Source organism: Nostoc sp. LEGE 12447 (genome assembly GCF_015206985.1).
Lineage (GTDB): Bacteria > Cyanobacteriota > Cyanobacteriia > Cyanobacteriales > Nostocaceae > Nostoc.
Genome location: NZ_JADEXT010000002.1, coordinates 357,716 through 376,577 on the forward strand (window position 1 = coordinate 357,716; position 18,862 = coordinate 376,577).

Here is an 18,862-nt window from a genome sequence, read left to right on the forward strand (position 1 = left end):
TGAGATGCTCTCGTCCCTGGTCTATTGTCCAGCCTAATCGCTGTATCTCAATATCTGTTTGAGCAATTACTTTAGCAAAATTTACAGGTTCCATAGCTTCGTCACTGTTTTAACAGCCAGCATCATTTGTCATTTGTGATTGTTAAGGACAAATGACAAATGACAAATTAAAATCCCGCTATTGGGTCAGGCTGCGATTGAAGGTATTTAAGGAATCCGTGTAATTCTTCTTCAGTTAGCAAAGTACGCCCTCGTTTACCGTAGGTTTTAATCAGATGCTCCCGTCCCTGTTCTGGTGTCCAGTTTAAACGCTGAAGTTCGACATCTGTTTTTGCAATTACATCCGATAAATCCACGGGTTCAGCTTTCTTCTTTCTCTTTCCTGTCACTGACGGGGTAGGGACATCCTCTTGAGGGCTGTAACTCCGAGGTGTAAATGGTGTGACATTATTAGCAGAAATTGCTGGAAAGGTTTGATTTTCTGGCTCGTTACTAAACGTTATTTCCAAGTTTTCAACTGGAGGATCAAATTCTAGCTCCCGGTTGGTAGTCACAGGAAAGTTTTGACTTAAATCTTGGCTATAGTTATCGCTTGGTAAAGGGGCAGCACTACTGTATTCGTACTGTTCGTTACTGGTTGTTACTACTTCTGGTTTGATGTTGCGGACTTTGGAAGGCGGTATAGATATTTCTTTGTCGCTAACCTCTGGCCATTGACTACCGACAAAATCCCCAGCTTTCGTAGAAGAATAAGTAGATTCACCCAATCCACCTTTGGTATTCAAGGAGGGATTTAGCTGCGCTGAAGAAATTGAATTTGAGCTAAATTCCACTGATTCTGGTGGCGCATTTGTAATACCCAAAACTATCAATGCCCTAGTTCTGGCCTGGTCTTCTGCTGCTTCTACTGTTTCTGCTGCTGCCATACCCGTCGCACGGGTTACGCCTTCAACTTGCACGCTTGCCCGGACAATATATTTTCCTTGAAAAATTTGCACTAATTCAGAAATCAGACTGCCCTTGGGATACAAGCTCTGGAATTGAGCCAACATAATACTACTACCAATCTAAATCTTTTGGGGACTTGGGATTGGAGACTGGGACAGGGGAAAGAATTATTTTAATCCTCATCCCTAATACCCAATCCCCAGTCCCTTTTAATGCTTTGTCTAGTGTCCCAATTGTAGCAGTAGCTGTTTTTTGACGAAATTTTTGGCTAGTGCTAACTTATCTGGGTAGTCTTGCCTGCAATGCTATACTGATTACCCAACTAGATATCTAGAACTATTTTCTGGAAGTGCGCTCTAAATCTACAATAATGGAGATAAGGTTCGCCCTCACTGCTTATTAAGCTGCTCACCTAATTGTTACCGATTCTACATGTGGGAAAATTGGGTTCACCGGCAGTTCCTCCTAGTTAAAAATCAGATTCTAATGGCGTAAAATTACCTTCACTCTAGACAATCAAACACCTGTAGTTTCCACGCCACTTGCTCCACTTGGGGTTCGGCAGTCCCCCAGACGCTCTTACCTCGCTAAGGCTGCGCTAAGACGGGGGCTGCCTCACCGCAGTGGCTCCCCTGCATAGCGCTTTTGAGCAGTATGGATTCTCTAAACCCAACTTCTCAAAAACCCGTCGCGTAATTCACTAGCGGGGCTAAATTGTAAAATCAGGCGTGCAATCTTAAGTTTGGTTAGGTGAAGTGACTTGAACGCAGGTGAATTCTGAGAGCATCGTGCAGTGAGAAGTTCGTAGATGCCCAGAGTTGTCCGTGGGTAGGCTTCCTTTGCTCGAAACTGCCGGAGTAGTTTCCCACTCTTGCTGGGTTGGGTTTCCTTTCCTTAGAACTTAGGAAGCCTTGCCTCTGGGCAATTCGTTTCCAGCTTGTTTCTGTAAGCCTTGAGGGTATACAGGAATGAACCAGATTAAACAAAAAATGATGTTTTGACCAAAGGTCGGTTCACTGCATGGAATTTTCAATCGCTACACTCCTTGCCAATTTCACCGATGATAAATTGGTAGCTCGGAAGGTTTTAGAAAAGAAACTTGGCTGTGAAGATGAAAAAAGTTTACAAAAACTTCACATTGCCTTAGATGTTCTCGAAAAAATCGGTATTTTGGTCAAAGAACGGGGCAAATACCGTCGTGTTTCAGAAGAGGGAATAATCGAGGCAAAACTCCGTTGTTCTAGTAAAGGCTTTTGCTTTGCTATTCAAGATGTGGAAGGAGCCGAGGATATTTACATCCGCGAAAGTCATTTGAGTAATGCTTGGAATGGCGATCGCGTTTTGGTTAGAGTTCTCAAAGAAGGCAGCCGCCGTCGCTCTCCTGAAGGAGAAGTGAAGCTGATTCTAGAACGTTCCAACCACACGTTATTGGCACGAATTAAGCAGGTGGAAACTGGTTTTAGGGCTGTGCCTTTAGATGATCGATTGCTGTTTGAACTCAAGATCCAACCTAACGAGGTAAAGTTGGAAGAAGCGATCGACCACCTTGTTCATGTGGAAGTATTGCGTTACCCGTTGGCACAATATCCTCCCCTTGGTCGAGTGGTGCAAATCCTCGGTAGCGATGCCGAAGCTGCTGCTGATATAGATTTAGTTACTTGCAAACACGACCTTTCCCGGACTTTTCCCGATCATGTCCTCGAAGCAGCCGCCAAGTTACCCAAAAAGCTACTCAAAGCAGACCTAAAAAATCGGTTGGATTTGCGTAATTTGTTTACTCTCACCATTGAAGGGGTAAATGGTGACACCAAAGTTATAGAAAACGCTTTTAGTTTAGAAAAAAACTTAGCCGGAAATTGGCTTTTGGGCGTTCATATCACTGATGTTTCTCACTATGTCCAACCTGATGAAGCCTTAGATAGAGAAGCACTCAAACGCGGGAAATCAGTGTATCTGGGAGAATTAGTACTGCCAATTTTGCCCGCAGTTGTGGCAGAACGCTGTTCTTTAGTACCTGGGAGCGATCGCTTAACGATCTCTTTTTTAATTACCATTGATCCCCAATCTGGAGAAGTGTTGGAGTGGGAAATTCAACCTAGTGTAATTAACGTCGAAACTGCTCTAAGTACTGAACTTGCCCAAGCAATTCTCACAGGTGAAGCTCACGATCAATCTCCACAGGTCGTCCAAATACTGCAAGACCTCCAAGCCTTGCAAACAGGCGTGAAGCAGGTACGGTTGAATCGTGGTAGCCTCCAGTTGAATCTGCCGCCCAGCCAAAACGCCTATTATGATGAGGGGATTCTCGGCGCAGTGGTAGTGAATGATTTACCAGTGCGATCGCTACTCACAGAGTTGGTACTGTTAGTTAATCAACTGATCGCAACTCACTTAAATGCTCTTGGTGTTCCCGCTATCTGGCGAGTCCAAGGCACGCCCGATGTCGAAGATGTTCAGGAAATGCTGAAATTGGCAGTCAATTTAGGCGTTGACCTCACACTAGATCCAGAAGTAGATATCCAACCCCTAGATTATCAACATTTAACCACAGCTTTTGCCGAATCTCCCTCTGAGCAAGTTCTTACTTACTTATTGCAAGATACCCTTAAGCCGTCAGCATACAGCACCACCAAAGGATCTCACTTTGGTCTGGCACTACCGCAATATGTCCACTTTAGCGCTCCCTTGCGGCGTTACCCAGATTTGCTGATGCAGAGAGTGTATTACGCGCTACTCGAAAACGGACGCGATCGCCGCAATACCCGTGTCAGAGAACGCGTTAACCTGCGCCACTCCTCTAGCCACGAGGAAATTAACTGGAACGTTTTACCCCCAGAATTGCAACAAGAACTCCAAAGCGATTTAACTAGGGTAATTGTCCAAATCAACGACCGAGAAAAAGAAGTCCAAGAAGCTGAAGCTGATTTAGCCGGACTGCAAAAAGCCCAACTGATGAAGCAACGCATCGGCCAGGTATTTCAAGGCGTGATTACCGGCGTTCAATCCTACGGTTTCTTTGTGGAAATTGAAGTACCAGCAGCCGAGGTAGAATCTAGCAGTAATCCTGGTGTGCCTTTGCGGGTAGAGGGATTGGTACACGTCAGTTCTCTCAAAGATGATTGGTATGAATATCGCGCCAGACAACAGGCACTATTTGGGCGCAAAAATCGCGCTTCTTATCGATTAGGCGATCGCGTCGCCGTCCAAGTTAAGAGTGTCGATTACTACCGTCAACAAATTGATTTGGTAACTGTTGGCAGCGATGGCCTAGCTAAAGGGATAACTGGTAATGGTTCCAATGAGGAGCTTTCAGACCTGTATTTACCAAATGATATAGAGCCCGATGACCTAGATCCTTACTCTGAAGACGAGTAAAATCCACCAAACTTCACGTGTCAAATAATACTAAACCTCTAATTTTAGGCGTATCGGGCGCATCTGGTCTGATTTACGCTGTTCGCGCCATCAAATTTTTGCTAGAAGCGGACTATAGTATTGAATTGGTTGCTTCTAAATCTACTTACATGGTTTGGCAGTCAGAACAGGAAATTCGGATGCCACCAGAACCAATTCAACAAGAACAATTTTGGCGAGAGCAAGCTGGAGTTGCCCTTTCGGGTAAACTCCGTTGCCATCCTTGGGGTGATGTTGGAGCCGGGATTGCGAGTGGTTCCTTTGCCACTTTGGGGATGATAATTATTCCATGCAGCATGAGTACAGTAGCAAAGCTAGCGGTTGGCTTGAGTTCTGATTTACTAGAACGGGCAGCAGATGTCCAACTCAAAGAAGGGCGAAAACTGGTCATTGTCCCTCGTGAAACGCCTTTTAGCCTCATCCACCTGCGTAACTTAACCTCTTTAGCTGAAGTTGGAGTTAGAATTGTCCCCGCTATTCCCGCCTGGTACCATAATCCCCAAACCATCGAGGATTTAGTTGATTTTGTAGTTGCCCGTGCTTTAGATCAACTAGATATTGACTGCATCCCAATTCAAAGGTGGGAAGGTCGTCGCTAACGCCCCTAGTGGACTCATCGGAAATTTCACAATAGTCCTAAAAGGGTAATGATAGAGATGGCTGATAGTGTCAGTAGTCAGTGAACAGTAATTAGTGAAGAGTAATCAGACTGATAACTGACCACTGACCACTGACAACTAACCACTGACAATTGACTATTGACAAAATTGCTATGGCTGTAATTCGCTTAATTCTATTGGTGGCGGTACTGGGAGGACTAACGCTGTTGTTAGTTCAAAATTGGTCGCCTGTCCTATCGCTAGTATTTTTGGGCGTGCGAACTCAACCATTACCACTAGCGATATGGATTTTGTTCAGTACTACCGCAGGTGCTTTCACATCTATATTGATTGCTACCTTATTTAACTTATCCAATTATTTTGGGGCAGGACAACGCCAAACTCCTGACCGCCGAAGCACAACTTCGCCTCGTGCAAAGGCAACCCAAAGAGAAGAATCTACATCTCGTGCCACTCCTCCACCACCAGCTAGTAAAAAAGAAGAGCCTACTAGTGATGAATTTGATGATTGGGAGACAAATGGCAGTAGAGATGATGATTGGAACTTTGATGAAAAGTCCGAGGAAGCGCCTACCCCTAATCCTCAAGCTCAACCTGCTAGAGACTCGAAAATCTACGAACGTCAATCAGAAGCCAAAAGCAGTTCTCAGTCTGGTTCAGTTTACTCCTACAGCTACCGTGAGCCAAAAAATACGGCTGTGGGAAAAACTGAATCCGTTTATGATGCCGATTACCGAGTAATCATCCCCCCTTATCAGCCACCCACTACTAATCAAGCGGATGACGATGATTGGGAATTTTTTGATGATGATGAGGATTTTGAGGATGATGATAAACGCTCCCGTCGGTGAGACATAGTAGGTTAAGTCTCTACTTGATGCCACACCTCTCTCTAGACTCCTGCTTGACCTTACCAGTCATGGCAGCTTCCTGCAAAGCCATGAAAGCATTTAAATCTTCCAAGTCATACGGAGTAGTCAACAGTTGTCGTAGTTGATTTTCAGCTTCCACTGTCAAATAGCCAGTTGCTAAAGCTTTTTGTACAACGTCACGAATTCGATTCATAGTTGACGCCTCATTCATCCTATATTTATTCATTCAGGCTTATTGGGGTGAAATATGCAGTAGTTTTTGTGTCGAAACTTCTTTCTTTACAAAGCTTTTTTGGGCGATCGCAGAATACTAGTCATTATTTACACCTTTTTCGGAAACATTTAATTGAGTAGGACTTGTTATAACTAGATTTTTAGACTAACCATACCGTGATATTAGAAACACAGTATTCTGTATACTTAAAATTATGCACCAGAGTGAAAATTCGGATTATTTAGATAGACAGAAATTGTTTGGATAAAGTTTCAAACAAGCTATGTTAATTTTTTCATTAAGGAAAGCGATCTATATACGGCAATTACCAGGTTACATCAGGAAAATTACTACATTTTTGAGAAATTTATCGTTGATTCTTGATGGTAAATTTACTGAAAAATTGTTAATCTATTGCGAAGTTACTTTCAATACATTAATAAGTAGACTTTAGAGTAAAGAGAAGTGGTTATAAAAGAACATTTAAAGAATTAAGGATTAAAAACGAACATAGTAGAATCTCTTTAGGGATTAAAACGGGTTTTCAAATCATTAAAGTTAAAGTAAGAAGTGTTACTAATTGCAATTGATCAAAATCTATATTAGGGATTAAAGCAAAACCCTACTGCTTTCAGGAAGCGGTATAGAAAGGATTGCAATTGATTAGAATCACTATTAGGGAGCCTCTCTTTCCTATACTCTGCTAATGAATGGCTGATTAGGGGCTGCTCGAGTCGGATATTGATACTATTTTTTTGTGAGACTGCGCCAAAATTTCTTTATTTGTGTCCTTTGGCAGTTGCTCATGGGAAAGACGCTCCGCGTTGGCAAAGCCTCTCTCTTTGGGAGAAGATCGCGCAGGATTTTATAGATGAGGTAAAAAGTGAGAATCTATGATTCAAGAGCAATGGACTGTAGTTTATTTGGGGTACAAGCTCCCACTGATAGCGCCGGCGGCAAGCGAGTCCACGATAGCGAAGCGTTAGCGACCCAGGAGCGTCGCGTCTTGCAATTTTTAATTAATAATTTTTAATTTTTAATTTGGAGCGTTTGCGCAGCGTCTCGTAGAGAAGCGACTTGACCTACGCCTTGGACAAGCACTCTCTACGCTCCCCCAGATTGCTGCGGAGAGTAACAGTCCATTTGACCTGATCTTTATTGATGCCGACAAGCCAAACAATCCCGATTACTTCAAATGGGCACTCAAGCTTTCCCGTCCCGGTAGCCTGATCGTTGCCGATAATGTCGTGCGTAACGGAGCAGTAATTGATGCTACCAGCAGCGATCCTAGCGTTCAGGGTGTGCGTAGCTTCAACGAATTGCTTGCCTCTGAGCCACGCGTCAGCGCTACGGCAATCCAGACCGTGGGCAGCAAAGGATACGACGGCTTTGCGATCGCAATAGTAAACTGAAAAATAGCAAAATATTGTTATTTGGTCAGTCTTGGGAACGATTTTGAGGGAACAGGTAGGCGATCGCAGCGTAACCCGAAACACTTAATAGACTAACCAAAAAAGCAGCCAAAAAAAAAGTAGACATATAGAATTCTACCCAAATGCCAAATTAACGTTATATTCCACACAATTCCAAAATCTCGACACCCATCAAAAAACAAGATTTTGGTTAGATACTTTCAAATTAGCAATTGGGTATGACACAGCCGTGACTAACCTGTGTCGATGCCTTGTATGTCAAGGGTTTTGGCTCAACTTAAGCCAAAGGCAGAAAAAACCGAAACGTACTGCCAACTCCCAACTCGCTTTCTACCTGAATCTGACCGCCTTGTAGTTCAATCAAACGACGGGAAATAGTTAAACCAATACCAGTACCTCCCGAATGGCGATCGCGCGATTGGTCGGCTCGCCAGAAACGCTCAAACACATTAGGCAAATTTTCTGGAGCGATACCAATACCTGTATCTACAACCGCAATCCAAAGTTGAGATGCTTCAGCCCCAACACGAATGGTAATTGAACCTTCGCTAGTGTAACGCACCGCATTACCAAGCAGATTAACCAAAACCTGTTCTGTGCGGTCAATATCTGCCAATACAAGAGGTAGCACAGATGGACATTGTAAGAGCAAAACTGGCCCATCTTCCAACAATTGATCGGTGAATTTCTCCACTAATGACTCTAACAACGGACGCAGATTTACCCGTTGTATATTAATTGGCAAATAACCAGCTTCTGCCTTAGACAGTTCTTGCAAATCGTTCACCAGCCGCTCTAAGCGCCTAGTTTCTTTAGCTAAACGCCGATAAATTTCAGGAGACGCTTCAATTTCGCCATCAGCCAGTTCTTCTAAGTAACCACGCACAACCGTTAACGGTGTCCGTAATTCATGAGTCATATCTCCAATTACCTCTCGCCGCCGCGCTTCCACCCCTTCTAAACTGGCTGCCATCCGATTGAAACTTGCACCCAATCCATTCAGTTCTGGAATATCAGACATAGGTAGCCGTGCATCCATCTGACCAGCAGCAAATTTCTGGGTGATTTGTTCCATCTCCGTCAAGCGCTGCATAATTCGTCTGGACACCCAGTAACTCAATCCTCCAGCTGCCGTAGTGCCGACTAAAACTGACCAAATAGTGCTTCGCCGCCAAGCAAGTTCAAACCCTGTAACCAATTCAGTACGGATATCGATTAAGTCAAACCCCTGATTTTCTAAGCCTTCCAAATGCAAGATAAACAAGCGGGGGGAAGAAATTTTGCTGATGCTCACCAGACTAGCTACCCCCACAATCATTACTACTAAGTGGGAGAAAAATAGGCGCGTTCTCAGCCCCATCTTCATAACATTTACGCTACCGGAGGATCTTCAAATTTATAGCCCACTCCCACAACAGTTTTAATAAAAGTAGGACTTGCCGAATCAGGCTCAATCTTTTTTCGCAACCTAGCTACATGAGTGTCAACCACTCGTTCATCGCCGAAAAAGTTATCTCCCCAAAGTTTATCAATTAGTTGAGTGCGATTCCAAACTCGACCAGGATTGCTAACAAAAGTGGTTAGCAAATTAAATTCTAGGGTAGTTAAGTCCAAAATTTCCGGTTGCTGAGAATTCATCTGACGGCTGGCAGTGCGCTGGTCTACATCGACGATAAAGTGTTGGGTACGATTGACTTGATGTTGTCCCCCTTGGCGGAGGCTACGCCGCAATAATGCCCGCACCCTAGCTACCAACTCTCTAGGGCTAAAGGGTTTAACCATGTAATCATCAGCGCCAGTAGATAGACCAATCACGCGATCGATTTCCTCAACCTTAGCTGTGAGCATCAAAATGTAAGGATCTTTTGTACCCGGTTTCTGGCGAATTCTGGCGCAAACTTCCAACCCATCCAAACCAGGAATCATTAAATCTAGAATGATTAAATCAGGTGGTTGTTCCTGAAACATTCGTAAAGCATTTATCCCATCGCGACTAATGCGACAAAAAAATCCTTCTTTTTCTAAAGATAATTGGATTAAATGAGCAATTTCTGGCTCATCTTCAACTATTAAAATATCCATTTCAATTAATCACAAGACTTAGAGCAAACAAGGGGTAAAATCCCCTTGTTACAAAATAGATAAACTTCCGCCAGAGTGGATTAAAGGTTTGAATTTGAAGGTGTGCGATAACTATAGCCAAGATTAGAATCTTTTTGAATGTGTGCTTTAATACTATCTAGGTCAATGAAGCAGTCAGCAACATCAATCAAGCTTTCACTAGTAGTATTTTGTAGACTCACCACTTCCACCCGAACCCCCATTCTGCTGACAGCGTTCACCGCATAAGCTAAGTCCCCATCGCCACTGACTAAGACAGCAGTATCATAATAAGGAGCTAAAGTTATCATATCTACAGCAATTTCTACGTTCAAATTTGATTTTTTGAAATTCTCTGCTGGTTGCATAATATCTTTAGCTACTACACGATAGCCATTACGACGCATCCACAATAAAAAACCTTGTTGCTTTTCATTGCTGTTATCAACCCCAGTATAAAAGAAAGCCCGCAACAGTCTTGAACCATTGGTTAAATGACAAAGCAATTTAACGTAATCAATTTCGATGCCGAGTTGTAAAGCTGTATGAAATAGGTTTAAGCCATCAATAAAAATAGCAACTCGACCACGATTTAAGGTATTGACAATTGAACTATCAGATGTAGTATCTTGTATTTTAGGCTCTTTACTTTTGACCGTAGTATCGCTCAAATTTTGCCCTTGCCAATGTGGTTTAGTTTTGAGTACTTTAGGTTCCTTAAATTCATTTCTTTGTTTGCTAAAATTAGTTATAATCATTGATACCTCTGATTTTAAAGATGGAAAATTTTTGTGTAAATTGTCTATAGTATAGTCTGTGCTAATTTATAACCCTAGCAGGTAATGGTCTTAAATCACTACATGCAGATAAAGTTAAATGGTGCTGAAGCAGATTCAAAGTAGACATCCAAAGGTTTTTCAGTGTTGTTAGGGTTAGTTTGATAATATATTGCTTCTGTCCACAGATATGTTAGTCTTTACCCACCAAGACAGCAAGAGTTTGGAGAAAATAAATCTTACTACCAGGTTAGGGCAAAAATCCGCAAACATCATCTATCTATTTTTATTTTAACTCTGAGTTTTAATAACCTTACAGCAAGAAGTTGAAAGTTATCGCAATCTCAGGACGCTCAAATACTGGCAGACTAATAATGTAATATGCGATGCCTGCGGCGGGCTACGCCAACGCACCTCAAAAGGTAGGTTTTTAAGGTATTTGGATAATCTTTAAAAGACAATTTTTATCTAAATGAGGGGATGTTCAAGCTTAAATAGTCAGAAAAGGCTGATGGCAATACAAGATTCCCGACTTCTTTAAAGAAGTCGGGAATTTGAGTTTTAGTCCTTAGCCAACTTATTATTAGATGTGTAGTAAACCTGACTACCAGTATCAGGTACAAAATGACAGCTGATACATGAATTCCATAATGACTTCCAAATTGGTTCTTCCGATTTGTGGAAATACTCACCCATCACTGGTTTGATTGCCTCAGTTGCCTTCAACAAATTGTAGTGAGGGATGTTGAGGAATATATGATGAGCAACATGAGTACCGATATCGTGATGAATATGATTAACCAAACCATAATCACGATCAATACTAGAAATTGCACCTTTCAGGAAAGTCCAATCTTCTCCACGATACCAAGGAAGCTCTGGCTCAGTGTGGTGCAAAAATGTCACTAAATCTAGCCAAACTATAAACACAAGGTAGGGGACAGCGTAATATTTCAGCAACCACATCCAACCCCATTGGTAGGTGAGGAAACCCAGAAACCCTATCATCCCAATCAAAAGGACAGTGCTAGTAATAACATCCCATTTTTCCGATGGTTTGAAAAGCGAACTACCGGGCAAAAAGTGGGAGCCTTCTTTATTAGGAGAGCGCTTAAACAAATACACAGGATAGGCCAATAGAAAAACATAATATCTGCCTATTTTTTGTGCTAAAGGCATCTCCTTATATTGTGATTCGCTTACTGGATACCAGCTTTCATCGTTATCGATATTACCAGTATTTTTGTGATGGGTTCTGTGGCTAATCCGCCAACCATGATAAGGAACAAGTATTGGTGTGTGAGAAAGATGTCCAATCAAATCATTGAGCCATTTATGCTTAGAAAAAGATTGGTGTCCGCAGTCATGGCCGACTACAAACAAAGCCCAAAACATTGTTCCTTGCATTAGCCAGAAAATCGGAAAGAAAAGCCAAGAATCCAGGTAAGAAGCAACTGCATAAAGCAGACCGATAATCAGGATGTCACGAAAGAAGTAAAAAAGTGATTTTTTCACATTGGGCTGAAAGCATTCAGAAGGAATTGCAGCTTTTAAATCCCCAAGTGTGAAAGGTAATTTAGTCGTATCCTCAGACTTTTCAGAGCCAAGAGGATTGTTGAACGTGATGATGTTTGATGGCACTGGATTCTTTTGATTGGATATAAATTAGAACTTTGATTAGAATGCCCACGATACTAGCGATCGCAAACACACAGGAGGGATAATTTCTGGCAATTTATCTAAAATTTTATTCAGTAAACAATTGCCAGATTTTATTAAAACACAGCATGATAAACGCTCTCGTTGGTTCAAGAGCGTGAGTGTAATCACAGGGCTATTTATTGCTCTGTATAATATTCGTTGAAAGTCTTATAACCAACGTCAGTTGTGTACAGTTGACACTCGTCTGTAATCTGCTTCATTAAAGGCCAAGAAAACTGACACTCATCATGGAGATAAGGCCCCCAATTTTCTTTGATGCTGCTGTAAGCTAGCCGCAAATTATAAGAAGGGATAGCAGTGGAAATATGATGAGGTACATGAACATTGATATCGTGGCACAGAATTTCTACCCAACGCGGATAATCGCAATGAATAGTGCCAGATAACTGTGCTAGAGCCTCATTCCACTTGTTTGGTGTCGCAAAAGGAACATCTGCGGCAGTATGGTGAACAATAGTAAAAGTACTCATCCAAAAATGGTAAACCATCCAGGGTACTAGCCAAAACTTGACAAATCCCCAGATACCAGTTGTGGCGACCAAAAGCGGGAAAGCGATCGCAGCAAACACAACTACTACAGCCACAGAAAGCTTGATGCTGGATTGGTCTTTAGTTTTGAAGTTCCGCCAATCAAAATGCACAACAGCCCAATGCCCAATGGAACCTACCCACCAGAGGCGTTTACGCATAAACAGCTTAAAAGCAGACTGCTTAGTTGTATCCCAATTTTCAAACACTTCTGGTCTGATTGGATGCCAAGCGTTGTCCTCATCCAGCTTGTTGGTATGGGCATGGTGATAATTATGCTTAATGCGCCAACTGTGAAAAGGGTAAATTAACGGCATCATGAAGAAATGCCCCACCAAATCATTTACCCAACGACGTTTGGCAAAAGACCTGTGACCACAGTCATGGCCAATTACAAAAAAACCTGTTAAAGCAGTGCCCGTAAAAATCCAGGCTAGGGGCAAAAGAAACCAAGGAGTGATAATCAGGCTGTAATAACCCAAGGCAACTGCTAAGACACTTAGTATGACTTGTGTCCAAGCTTTGCGACGGTTCTGCTGAAAACATTCGCGTGGCAGGGTTTTGATAATATCTTTGAGCCGGAAGTCGGAATTACCAGGCTCGTCACTTAATTTTTGGCTGTTAATTATTGATGTAGTCATGAACACCTGAAAAACAACAAACTCCTACACCAAGTCACAAAAAAGTAACTTGCCGCAAAAATTCTTCACATTAGCGCTTCGGATTATAGCAACCTAACAGACACAAGCGCACCCGTAAATAGACTTTTCAAAAGTTAGTAGTTAGGAGTGATGAGTTAGGAGTTTAGATTCTCAACTCACGCCGGATGTGAATTAGAAATGCTTCTTGTGGCATAAGGATTTCTGTGTCTACCCAAAATCGGGGTTTGATAAATCGACGGCAAAATAAAAATTCTCAAGCCTGATTCACATTGAACGTAATTCCTAACTCCTGTAGAGACGCGATTAATCGCGTCTCTACTCCTAACTACTTTTTGCTGGGGCCAACTTTACATTAGTAGCCAGACCAACCGCCTGTAGCAATTGAACAGTCATCCAGGTTAAATCGATTTCCCACCATTCCAGCCCATGACGAGCTGAGTATTGAAAGGCATGATGGTTATTATGCCAGCCTTCACCGAAAACTAGTACGGCTACCCACCAGCAATTAGTTGATTGATCACCAGAATCATAGCTCTGATAGCCAAACTTATGAGTAGCGCTGTTCACCAACCAAGTGCAGTGATAAACCCAGACAATGCGAACAAAAATTCCCCAGATAACGAAAGGCCAGCCACCTAGGAGCAAAAGTAATACACCTAGAGCAACCTGGATCAAAATGAAATATTTTTCTAAAAACTGATAAACTGGGTCTTCTGCAATATCTTTGGTGAAGCGAGGAACATCAGCGTGAGCTGGACAATAATGAGTCAGCCAACCCATGTGGCTCCACCAGAAGCCTTTATTAGAATCATGGGGATCGGTGTCAGTATCAGAGTTTAAATGATGAATTCGATGTGTCCCGATCCACTCAATTGGGCCTCCTTGACAGGAGAGTGTCCCGAAAAAAACCAGGAGATACTCTAGCCACTTGGGAGTTTGAAAACTGCGGTGGGTTACAAGGCGGTGAAATCCTAGAGTAACGCCTAAACCGCCAGTCACCCAGTACAGCAAGAAACCCACACCAACTGCTGTCCAGCTAAAGTTACCAGGAACAAAAGCAAATAAAGCGCCGATGTGCAGTCCAATGAAAAACAGGGTATTAACCCAGTTAATTTTAGGTTTGGTTGAGGTAGCAATTGTCATGCGATAACCTGAATTTGAATTTTCCCGCCTAGTATGTGCGATCTTAAAATCCGCATATCTATAATTTAATTTTTTTTGAACGAGGAACTGATGAACAGCTTAGAACAGCTGCGGCAAGCAGAACAGGCACTATTAGAAATTTTTTCTGGAATTGACACTCAGGTCAAGCATAATCTAAAACGAGTGCTGGATGCTTTTCGTAATCACCGTGTGGGCGCACACCATTTTGCTGGTGTAAGTGGCTATGGTCACGATGATTTAGGACGAGAAACTTTAGATAAAGTTTTTGCCGAAGTTATGGGTGCTGAAGCTGCGGCCGTGCGGGTGCAGTTCGTTTCGGGAACTCATGCGATCGCCTGTGCTTTGTTTGGTGTTCTCCGTCCTGGAGATGAGATGTTAGCAGTGGTCGGTTCTCCCTACGATACGCTTGAAGAAGTCATTGGTTTACGAGGTAAAGGTCAAGGCTCCCTTATCGAGTTTGGCATAAATTACCGCCAATTGGAGCTAACCACCGAAGGAACTATAGATTGGCAAGCTTTAAGTACTAATGTGGCTGAAAACACTCGTTTAGTGTTAATTCAGCGCTCATGTGGCTATTCTTGGCGACCTAGTTTATCAATTGCTGATATTGAAAAAATTGTCCACTTAGTCAAACAACAGAATCCGAACACTGTTTGCTTTGTGGATAACTGCTACGGCGAATTTATTGAAACAAAGGAACCTACAGCCGTAGGTGCTGATTTAATGGCGGGGTCACTGATTAAAAATCCTGGTGGCACCATTGTCAGCGCTGGCGGTTATGTCGCTGGTCGCGCCGACTTAGTGGAAGCATCTGCCTGTCGCCTCACTGCTCCTGGTATTGGTAGTTATGGCGGTGCTACTTTTGACCAAAATCGTTTGTTATTCCAAGGCTTATTTCTAGCGCCGCAAATGGTCGGAGAGGCGATGAAAGGGACTTATCTGACTGGTTATGTATTTGATAAACTCGGTTATCCGGTGAATCCTGCACCCCTCGCTCCTCGGGGTGATGTGATTCAGGCGATTAAACTTGGTTCTGCCGAAAAGCTAATTGCTTTCTGTAAAGCTATACAACAGCATTCTCCCATCGGTTCTTACTTAGATCCTATTCCAGATGAAATGCCGGGGTATGAAAGCAAGGTAGTGATGGCTGGGGGAACATTTATTGAAGGGAGTACTTTGGAATTATCAGCTGATGGGCCTTTGCGTGAACCTTATGTGGTTTATTGCCAGGGGGGAACTCATTGGACTCATGTAGCGATCGCACTAGAGGCTGCGATTAATGCAATAGGAAATGCTGGTGATTGATTACAGCATATATTCCGCAAGGCATCAGGTTTATTGAGAAATTAGTCAAAGGCGATCGCATTTGTTACTTTGGCGAACGCATTTGTTACTTTGGCGAACGCATTTGTTGATTTGGCGATCGCATTTGTTGATTTGGCGAACGCATTTGTTACTTTGGCGAACGCATTTGTTGATTTGGCGAACGCATTTGTTGATTTGGCGAACGCATTTGTTGATTTGGCGATCGCATTTGTTGATTTGGCGAACGCATTTGTTGATTTGGCGATCGCATTTGTTGATTTGGCGATCGCATTTGTTAATTCGGCGATCGCATTTGTTAATTCGGCGATCGCATTTGTTAATTCGGCGATCGCATTTGTTAATTCGGCGATACCTACGGCTGGCTACGCCTACGCATTTGCTATACTACCGATCTACTGATCCCATAATGATATCGATACTACCCAATACTACAACAAGATCGGCAACCTTCACGCCACGTAAGATTTCGGGTAATACTTGCAAGTTATTGAAATCGGCGGAACGAATTTTCCATCGCCAGGGGAAGACATGATCATCGCCAATTAGATAAATTCCCAATTCACCTTTACCACTTTCTACACGAGCGTATTTGCACTCAAACTGGTAAGAAGTGGCAACTGCAAAAAATTCGTTTATACCCATCTTCCTTTTCTTTGGAGAAGTCAACAGATAAGGATTTCGTTTCTAGCATCGCTCTTACTACTTTCACGTTCCTAATCTATCAAACTACCAAATGAGTACTACCTAGCTGATGTATGTTCATCAAAAATCCCCCCAATTCTCCTTGCAAGGAGAATTGGGGGAATCAAGTCTTATTCAGATGTGAATGCAACTCTATGCTAATGATTAGCCAGCGATAGTTTTTGTACGCTCAATCAAAGAGGTGCGCTCGAATCGAACCAATTTAATTTTCATCTCGTCCGTGGACTTGAGCCGGTGGACTCGTTGCTTCAACAGCCGTGAATGGTTCCAAGATTTTGTATGTGTGCCTGGCTCCTTTGGGCACAACCCAAGAACTCCCAGGCTCTAGCAAAATCATTTGCCCTTCAATGTGTAATTCGGCCCGACCATTAATTACATAACCAACTGTTTCATAGTCGCGCGAACTTGGTTCTTTGTCTTCGCTTGGTTGTTCGTCTTCCCAAAGACGCATCGAAAGAGATTTACCAGAAGCAAGATACTTCTGACCGAGTTTACCTTTAGGGGAATGGGTAGAATCTATTTTTTTAACGCTGGTGTCGCTCATAATCACCTTAGGGTTTGAGTACAACTTTGATGCAGTTATCTTTCTTGTCTTTAAAAATTTCGTAGCCGTGGGGCGCTTGTTCTAGAGGTAATCGGTGGGTGATGACAAAGGTTGGATCGATTTCACCATTTTGAACGTGTTCTAGCAAGGGTCGTAAATACTTATGGACATGGGTTTGTCCCATTTTTAAAGTTAGACCTTTATTCATGGCAGCACCCAACGGCACTTTATCTACAAAGCCACCATAAACCCCTGGAATTGATACATGACCACCCTTACGACAAGACACAATTACTTGCCGTAATGCCGTTGGACGGTCTGTTTCTAGACGTACTGCTTGCTTTACTTGGTCGTATAACGCCATGAAATCTGTACCGTGTGCTTCCATTCCCACTGCATCAATGCAAGCATCAGGGCCACGACCCCCAGTCATTTCATTGAGTGCTTCGCCAACATCCACTTCTTCGTAGTTAAGGATTTCAGCTTTACCATATTCTTTAGCCATTTGTAGACGTTCGGGAACGCGGTCAATGGCAATCACACGTTCTGCACCAAGAAGATATGCGCTTTGAATAGCAAATTGTCCGACTGGGCCACAACCCCAAATAGCGACAATATCACCGGGTTGAATGTTGCAGTTTTCAGCAGCCATATACCCAGTGGGGAATATATCTGTTAAAAATAGCACTTGCTCATCCGTCAAACCATCAGGAATTTTAAACAAACCCACGTCTGCAAATGGCACTCGTGCATACTCTGCTTGACCACCTGCATAACCGCCGAATAAATGAGAGTAGCCAAATAGACCTGATGGTGAATGCCCCATTTGCTTTTCTACCATCCAAGCGTTGGGGTTAGAGTTGTCGCATAGTGACGATAAATCCCGATTGCAAAAAAAGCAGTTACCGCAGGAGATAGTGAAAGGAACAACCACGCGATCGCCTATGTTCACATTTTTAACTGCACTTCCAAGTTCTACAACTTCCCCCATGAATTCATGACCAAGGATATCGCCCTTTTCCATTGTGGGGATGTAGCCGTTGTAAAGATGCAAATCAGAACCACAAATTGCCGTAGATGTAATTTTAATAATGGCATCGCGTGGGTTAAGAATTTTGGGGTCGGGAACTGTTTCCACCCGCACATCGTTTACTCCATGCCAGCAAACTGCCTTCATAATTATTTAGTCCTTAGTGATAATTTCTGTCACGTTAATATCAAGATAAAACACGTCAGATTAACCGATTGGGAGACGCGATCATGATCGCGTCTCGGTAACAGATCAAAGCTTATGCGGCAATATATGAGTCAAACAATTAGACTCAAAATTTGTTACCAATCTAGCTTCTATCTCTTAGTTGTTTGCTAGCAGGATTTTGGTAATAACCTTCTTTATCTCCGGCTTGGTTTTTTGCAGGATCAAAAAACTCTTTTGTGGCTCTTGGAGTTTCCTCATCCAAATTTAACTTTTCCCGGATATTATCAGCAGCGCTTTTTAATGGATTTTGAGCGTTTCTTATTTGGGTATCGTTTCTTGATTGGGTATCATTTCTAATTTCACCTTGATCGGGTGTTCCTTTGTAATAAATACCCTCTGGAGTTTTAACAGTATCAGCTTGTGCTACATTAACGTAGCTAAAAGCCTGACCCAATAAAAACATAAATCCTACCAGAAAAACTACAAAAATTTGGGAAATACGAATATTTCGTAGCGCTGAAATTACTCGACTCATAAAAAACCTCAATTGCATTATGTTAGGTGGATAATTCAAAAGACTGAATAACTATTCAGCATTCAGCTTTAAGAACAACTTTCATGTAGTTATCCTTTTCTTTG

The 18,862-nt window shown here is 42.6% G+C and carries 17 protein-coding genes and 2 pseudogenes; 7 read left to right on the forward strand and 12 right to left on the reverse strand.

Annotated elements, in window-relative coordinates:
- Positions 1-167 precede the first annotated feature (167 nt).
- Complete coding sequence (locus tag IQ274_RS03980; RefSeq protein WP_194141491.1) at positions 168-1,052, reverse strand: hypothetical protein; 885 nt, start codon at positions 1,050-1,052, stop codon at positions 168-170.
- A gap of 916 nt (positions 1,053-1,968) precedes the next feature.
- On the opposite strand from IQ274_RS03980, the gene IQ274_RS03985 reads away from it, so the two are divergent.
- From IQ274_RS03985 to IQ274_RS03995, 3 genes are all read left to right on the forward strand, one after another.
- Positions 1,969-4,323 (forward strand): ribonuclease R family protein, encoded by a 2,355-nt coding sequence (locus tag IQ274_RS03985; RefSeq protein ID WP_194141492.1) that lies wholly within the window; start codon positions 1,969-1,971, stop codon positions 4,321-4,323.
- A 17-nt stretch (positions 4,324-4,340) separates the two neighbouring features.
- On the forward strand, positions 4,341-4,961 hold the full coding sequence (locus IQ274_RS03990) for a flavin prenyltransferase UbiX (RefSeq protein WP_163927497.1): 621 nt from the start codon (positions 4,341-4,343) through the stop codon (positions 4,959-4,961).
- A gap of 173 nt (positions 4,962-5,134) precedes the next feature.
- The gene (locus tag IQ274_RS03995; RefSeq protein ID WP_163927498.1) at positions 5,135-5,833 is read left to right on the forward strand and encodes a LapA family protein; all 699 of its coding nucleotides are present in this window, start codon (positions 5,135-5,137) and stop codon (positions 5,831-5,833) included.
- Positions 5,834-5,852: 19 nt separating this feature from the next.
- On the opposite strand, the gene IQ274_RS04000 is transcribed toward IQ274_RS03995, so the two are convergent.
- The gene (locus IQ274_RS04000) at positions 5,853-6,047 is read right to left on the reverse strand and encodes a hypothetical protein (RefSeq protein WP_114084331.1); all 195 of its coding nucleotides are present in this window, start codon (positions 6,045-6,047) and stop codon (positions 5,853-5,855) included.
- Between the two features lie 928 nt (positions 6,048-6,975).
- Here IQ274_RS04000 and IQ274_RS37215 point away from each other — a divergent pair.
- Both IQ274_RS37215 and IQ274_RS04010 read left to right on the forward strand, forming a co-directional pair.
- Entirely contained in the window at positions 6,976-7,101 is a 126-nt protein-coding gene (locus tag IQ274_RS37215; protein ID WP_265578509.1) for a hypothetical protein, read from the forward strand.
- Between the two features lie 43 nt (positions 7,102-7,144).
- A pseudogene (locus IQ274_RS04010) lies at positions 7,145-7,480 on the forward strand (O-methyltransferase); the annotation flags it as partial.
- A gap of 298 nt (positions 7,481-7,778) precedes the next feature.
- On the opposite strand, the gene IQ274_RS04015 reads toward IQ274_RS04010, so the two are convergent.
- From IQ274_RS04015 to IQ274_RS04040, 6 genes are all read right to left on the reverse strand, one after another.
- The gene (locus IQ274_RS04015) at positions 7,779-8,867 is read right to left on the reverse strand and encodes a sensor histidine kinase (RefSeq protein WP_194141494.1); all 1,089 of its coding nucleotides are present in this window, start codon (positions 8,865-8,867) and stop codon (positions 7,779-7,781) included.
- 5 nt (positions 8,868-8,872) lie between these two features.
- Entirely contained in the window at positions 8,873-9,583 is a 711-nt protein-coding gene (locus tag IQ274_RS04020) for a response regulator (protein ID WP_163927501.1), read from the reverse strand.
- Between the two features lie 80 nt (positions 9,584-9,663).
- Positions 9,664-10,359: an NYN domain-containing protein gene (locus tag IQ274_RS04025; RefSeq protein ID WP_163927502.1), complete on the reverse strand. Its 696-nt coding sequence runs from the start codon at positions 10,357-10,359 to the stop codon at positions 9,664-9,666.
- Positions 10,360-10,938: 579 nt separating this feature from the next.
- On the reverse strand, positions 10,939-12,018 hold the full coding sequence (locus tag IQ274_RS04030; protein ID WP_194141495.1) for a fatty acid desaturase: 1,080 nt from the start codon (positions 12,016-12,018) through the stop codon (positions 10,939-10,941).
- A 197-nt stretch (positions 12,019-12,215) separates the two neighbouring features.
- The gene (locus IQ274_RS04035; protein ID WP_163927504.1) at positions 12,216-13,268 is read right to left on the reverse strand and encodes a fatty acid desaturase; all 1,053 of its coding nucleotides are present in this window, start codon (positions 13,266-13,268) and stop codon (positions 12,216-12,218) included.
- A gap of 342 nt (positions 13,269-13,610) precedes the next feature.
- Complete coding sequence (locus IQ274_RS04040) at positions 13,611-14,432, reverse strand: acyl-CoA desaturase (protein ID WP_194141496.1); 822 nt, start codon at positions 14,430-14,432, stop codon at positions 13,611-13,613.
- Positions 14,433-14,522: 90 nt separating this feature from the next.
- On the opposite strand from IQ274_RS04040, the gene IQ274_RS04045 reads away from it, so the two are divergent.
- Positions 14,523-15,758: an aminotransferase class I/II-fold pyridoxal phosphate-dependent enzyme gene (locus IQ274_RS04045; RefSeq protein ID WP_194141497.1), complete on the forward strand. Its 1,236-nt coding sequence runs from the start codon at positions 14,523-14,525 to the stop codon at positions 15,756-15,758.
- A 90-nt stretch (positions 15,759-15,848) separates the two neighbouring features.
- Complete coding sequence (locus IQ274_RS04050) at positions 15,849-16,178, forward strand: DNA-directed RNA polymerase II (RefSeq protein ID WP_194141498.1); 330 nt, start codon at positions 15,849-15,851, stop codon at positions 16,176-16,178.
- Here the strand turns inward: IQ274_RS04050 and IQ274_RS04055 are convergent.
- The 4 genes and pseudogenes from IQ274_RS04055 to IQ274_RS04070 form a co-directional block, all read right to left on the reverse strand.
- A pseudogene (locus IQ274_RS04055) lies at positions 16,164-16,367 on the reverse strand (NADPH-quinone oxidoreductase); the annotation flags it as partial. The gene IQ274_RS04050 and the pseudogene IQ274_RS04055 sit on opposite strands and share 15 nt — an antisense overlap.
- A 316-nt stretch (positions 16,368-16,683) precedes the next feature.
- Positions 16,684-17,025 (reverse strand): cupin domain-containing protein, encoded by a 342-nt coding sequence (locus tag IQ274_RS04060; RefSeq protein WP_163927506.1) that lies wholly within the window; start codon positions 17,023-17,025, stop codon positions 16,684-16,686.
- 7 nt (positions 17,026-17,032) lie between these two features.
- On the reverse strand, positions 17,033-18,202 hold the full coding sequence (locus tag IQ274_RS04065; protein ID WP_163927507.1) for a zinc-dependent alcohol dehydrogenase: 1,170 nt from the start codon (positions 18,200-18,202) through the stop codon (positions 17,033-17,035).
- A gap of 163 nt (positions 18,203-18,365) precedes the next feature.
- Positions 18,366-18,758: a hypothetical protein gene (locus IQ274_RS04070; protein ID WP_194141499.1), complete on the reverse strand. Its 393-nt coding sequence runs from the start codon at positions 18,756-18,758 to the stop codon at positions 18,366-18,368.
- Between the last annotated feature and the right edge of the window lie 104 nt (positions 18,759-18,862).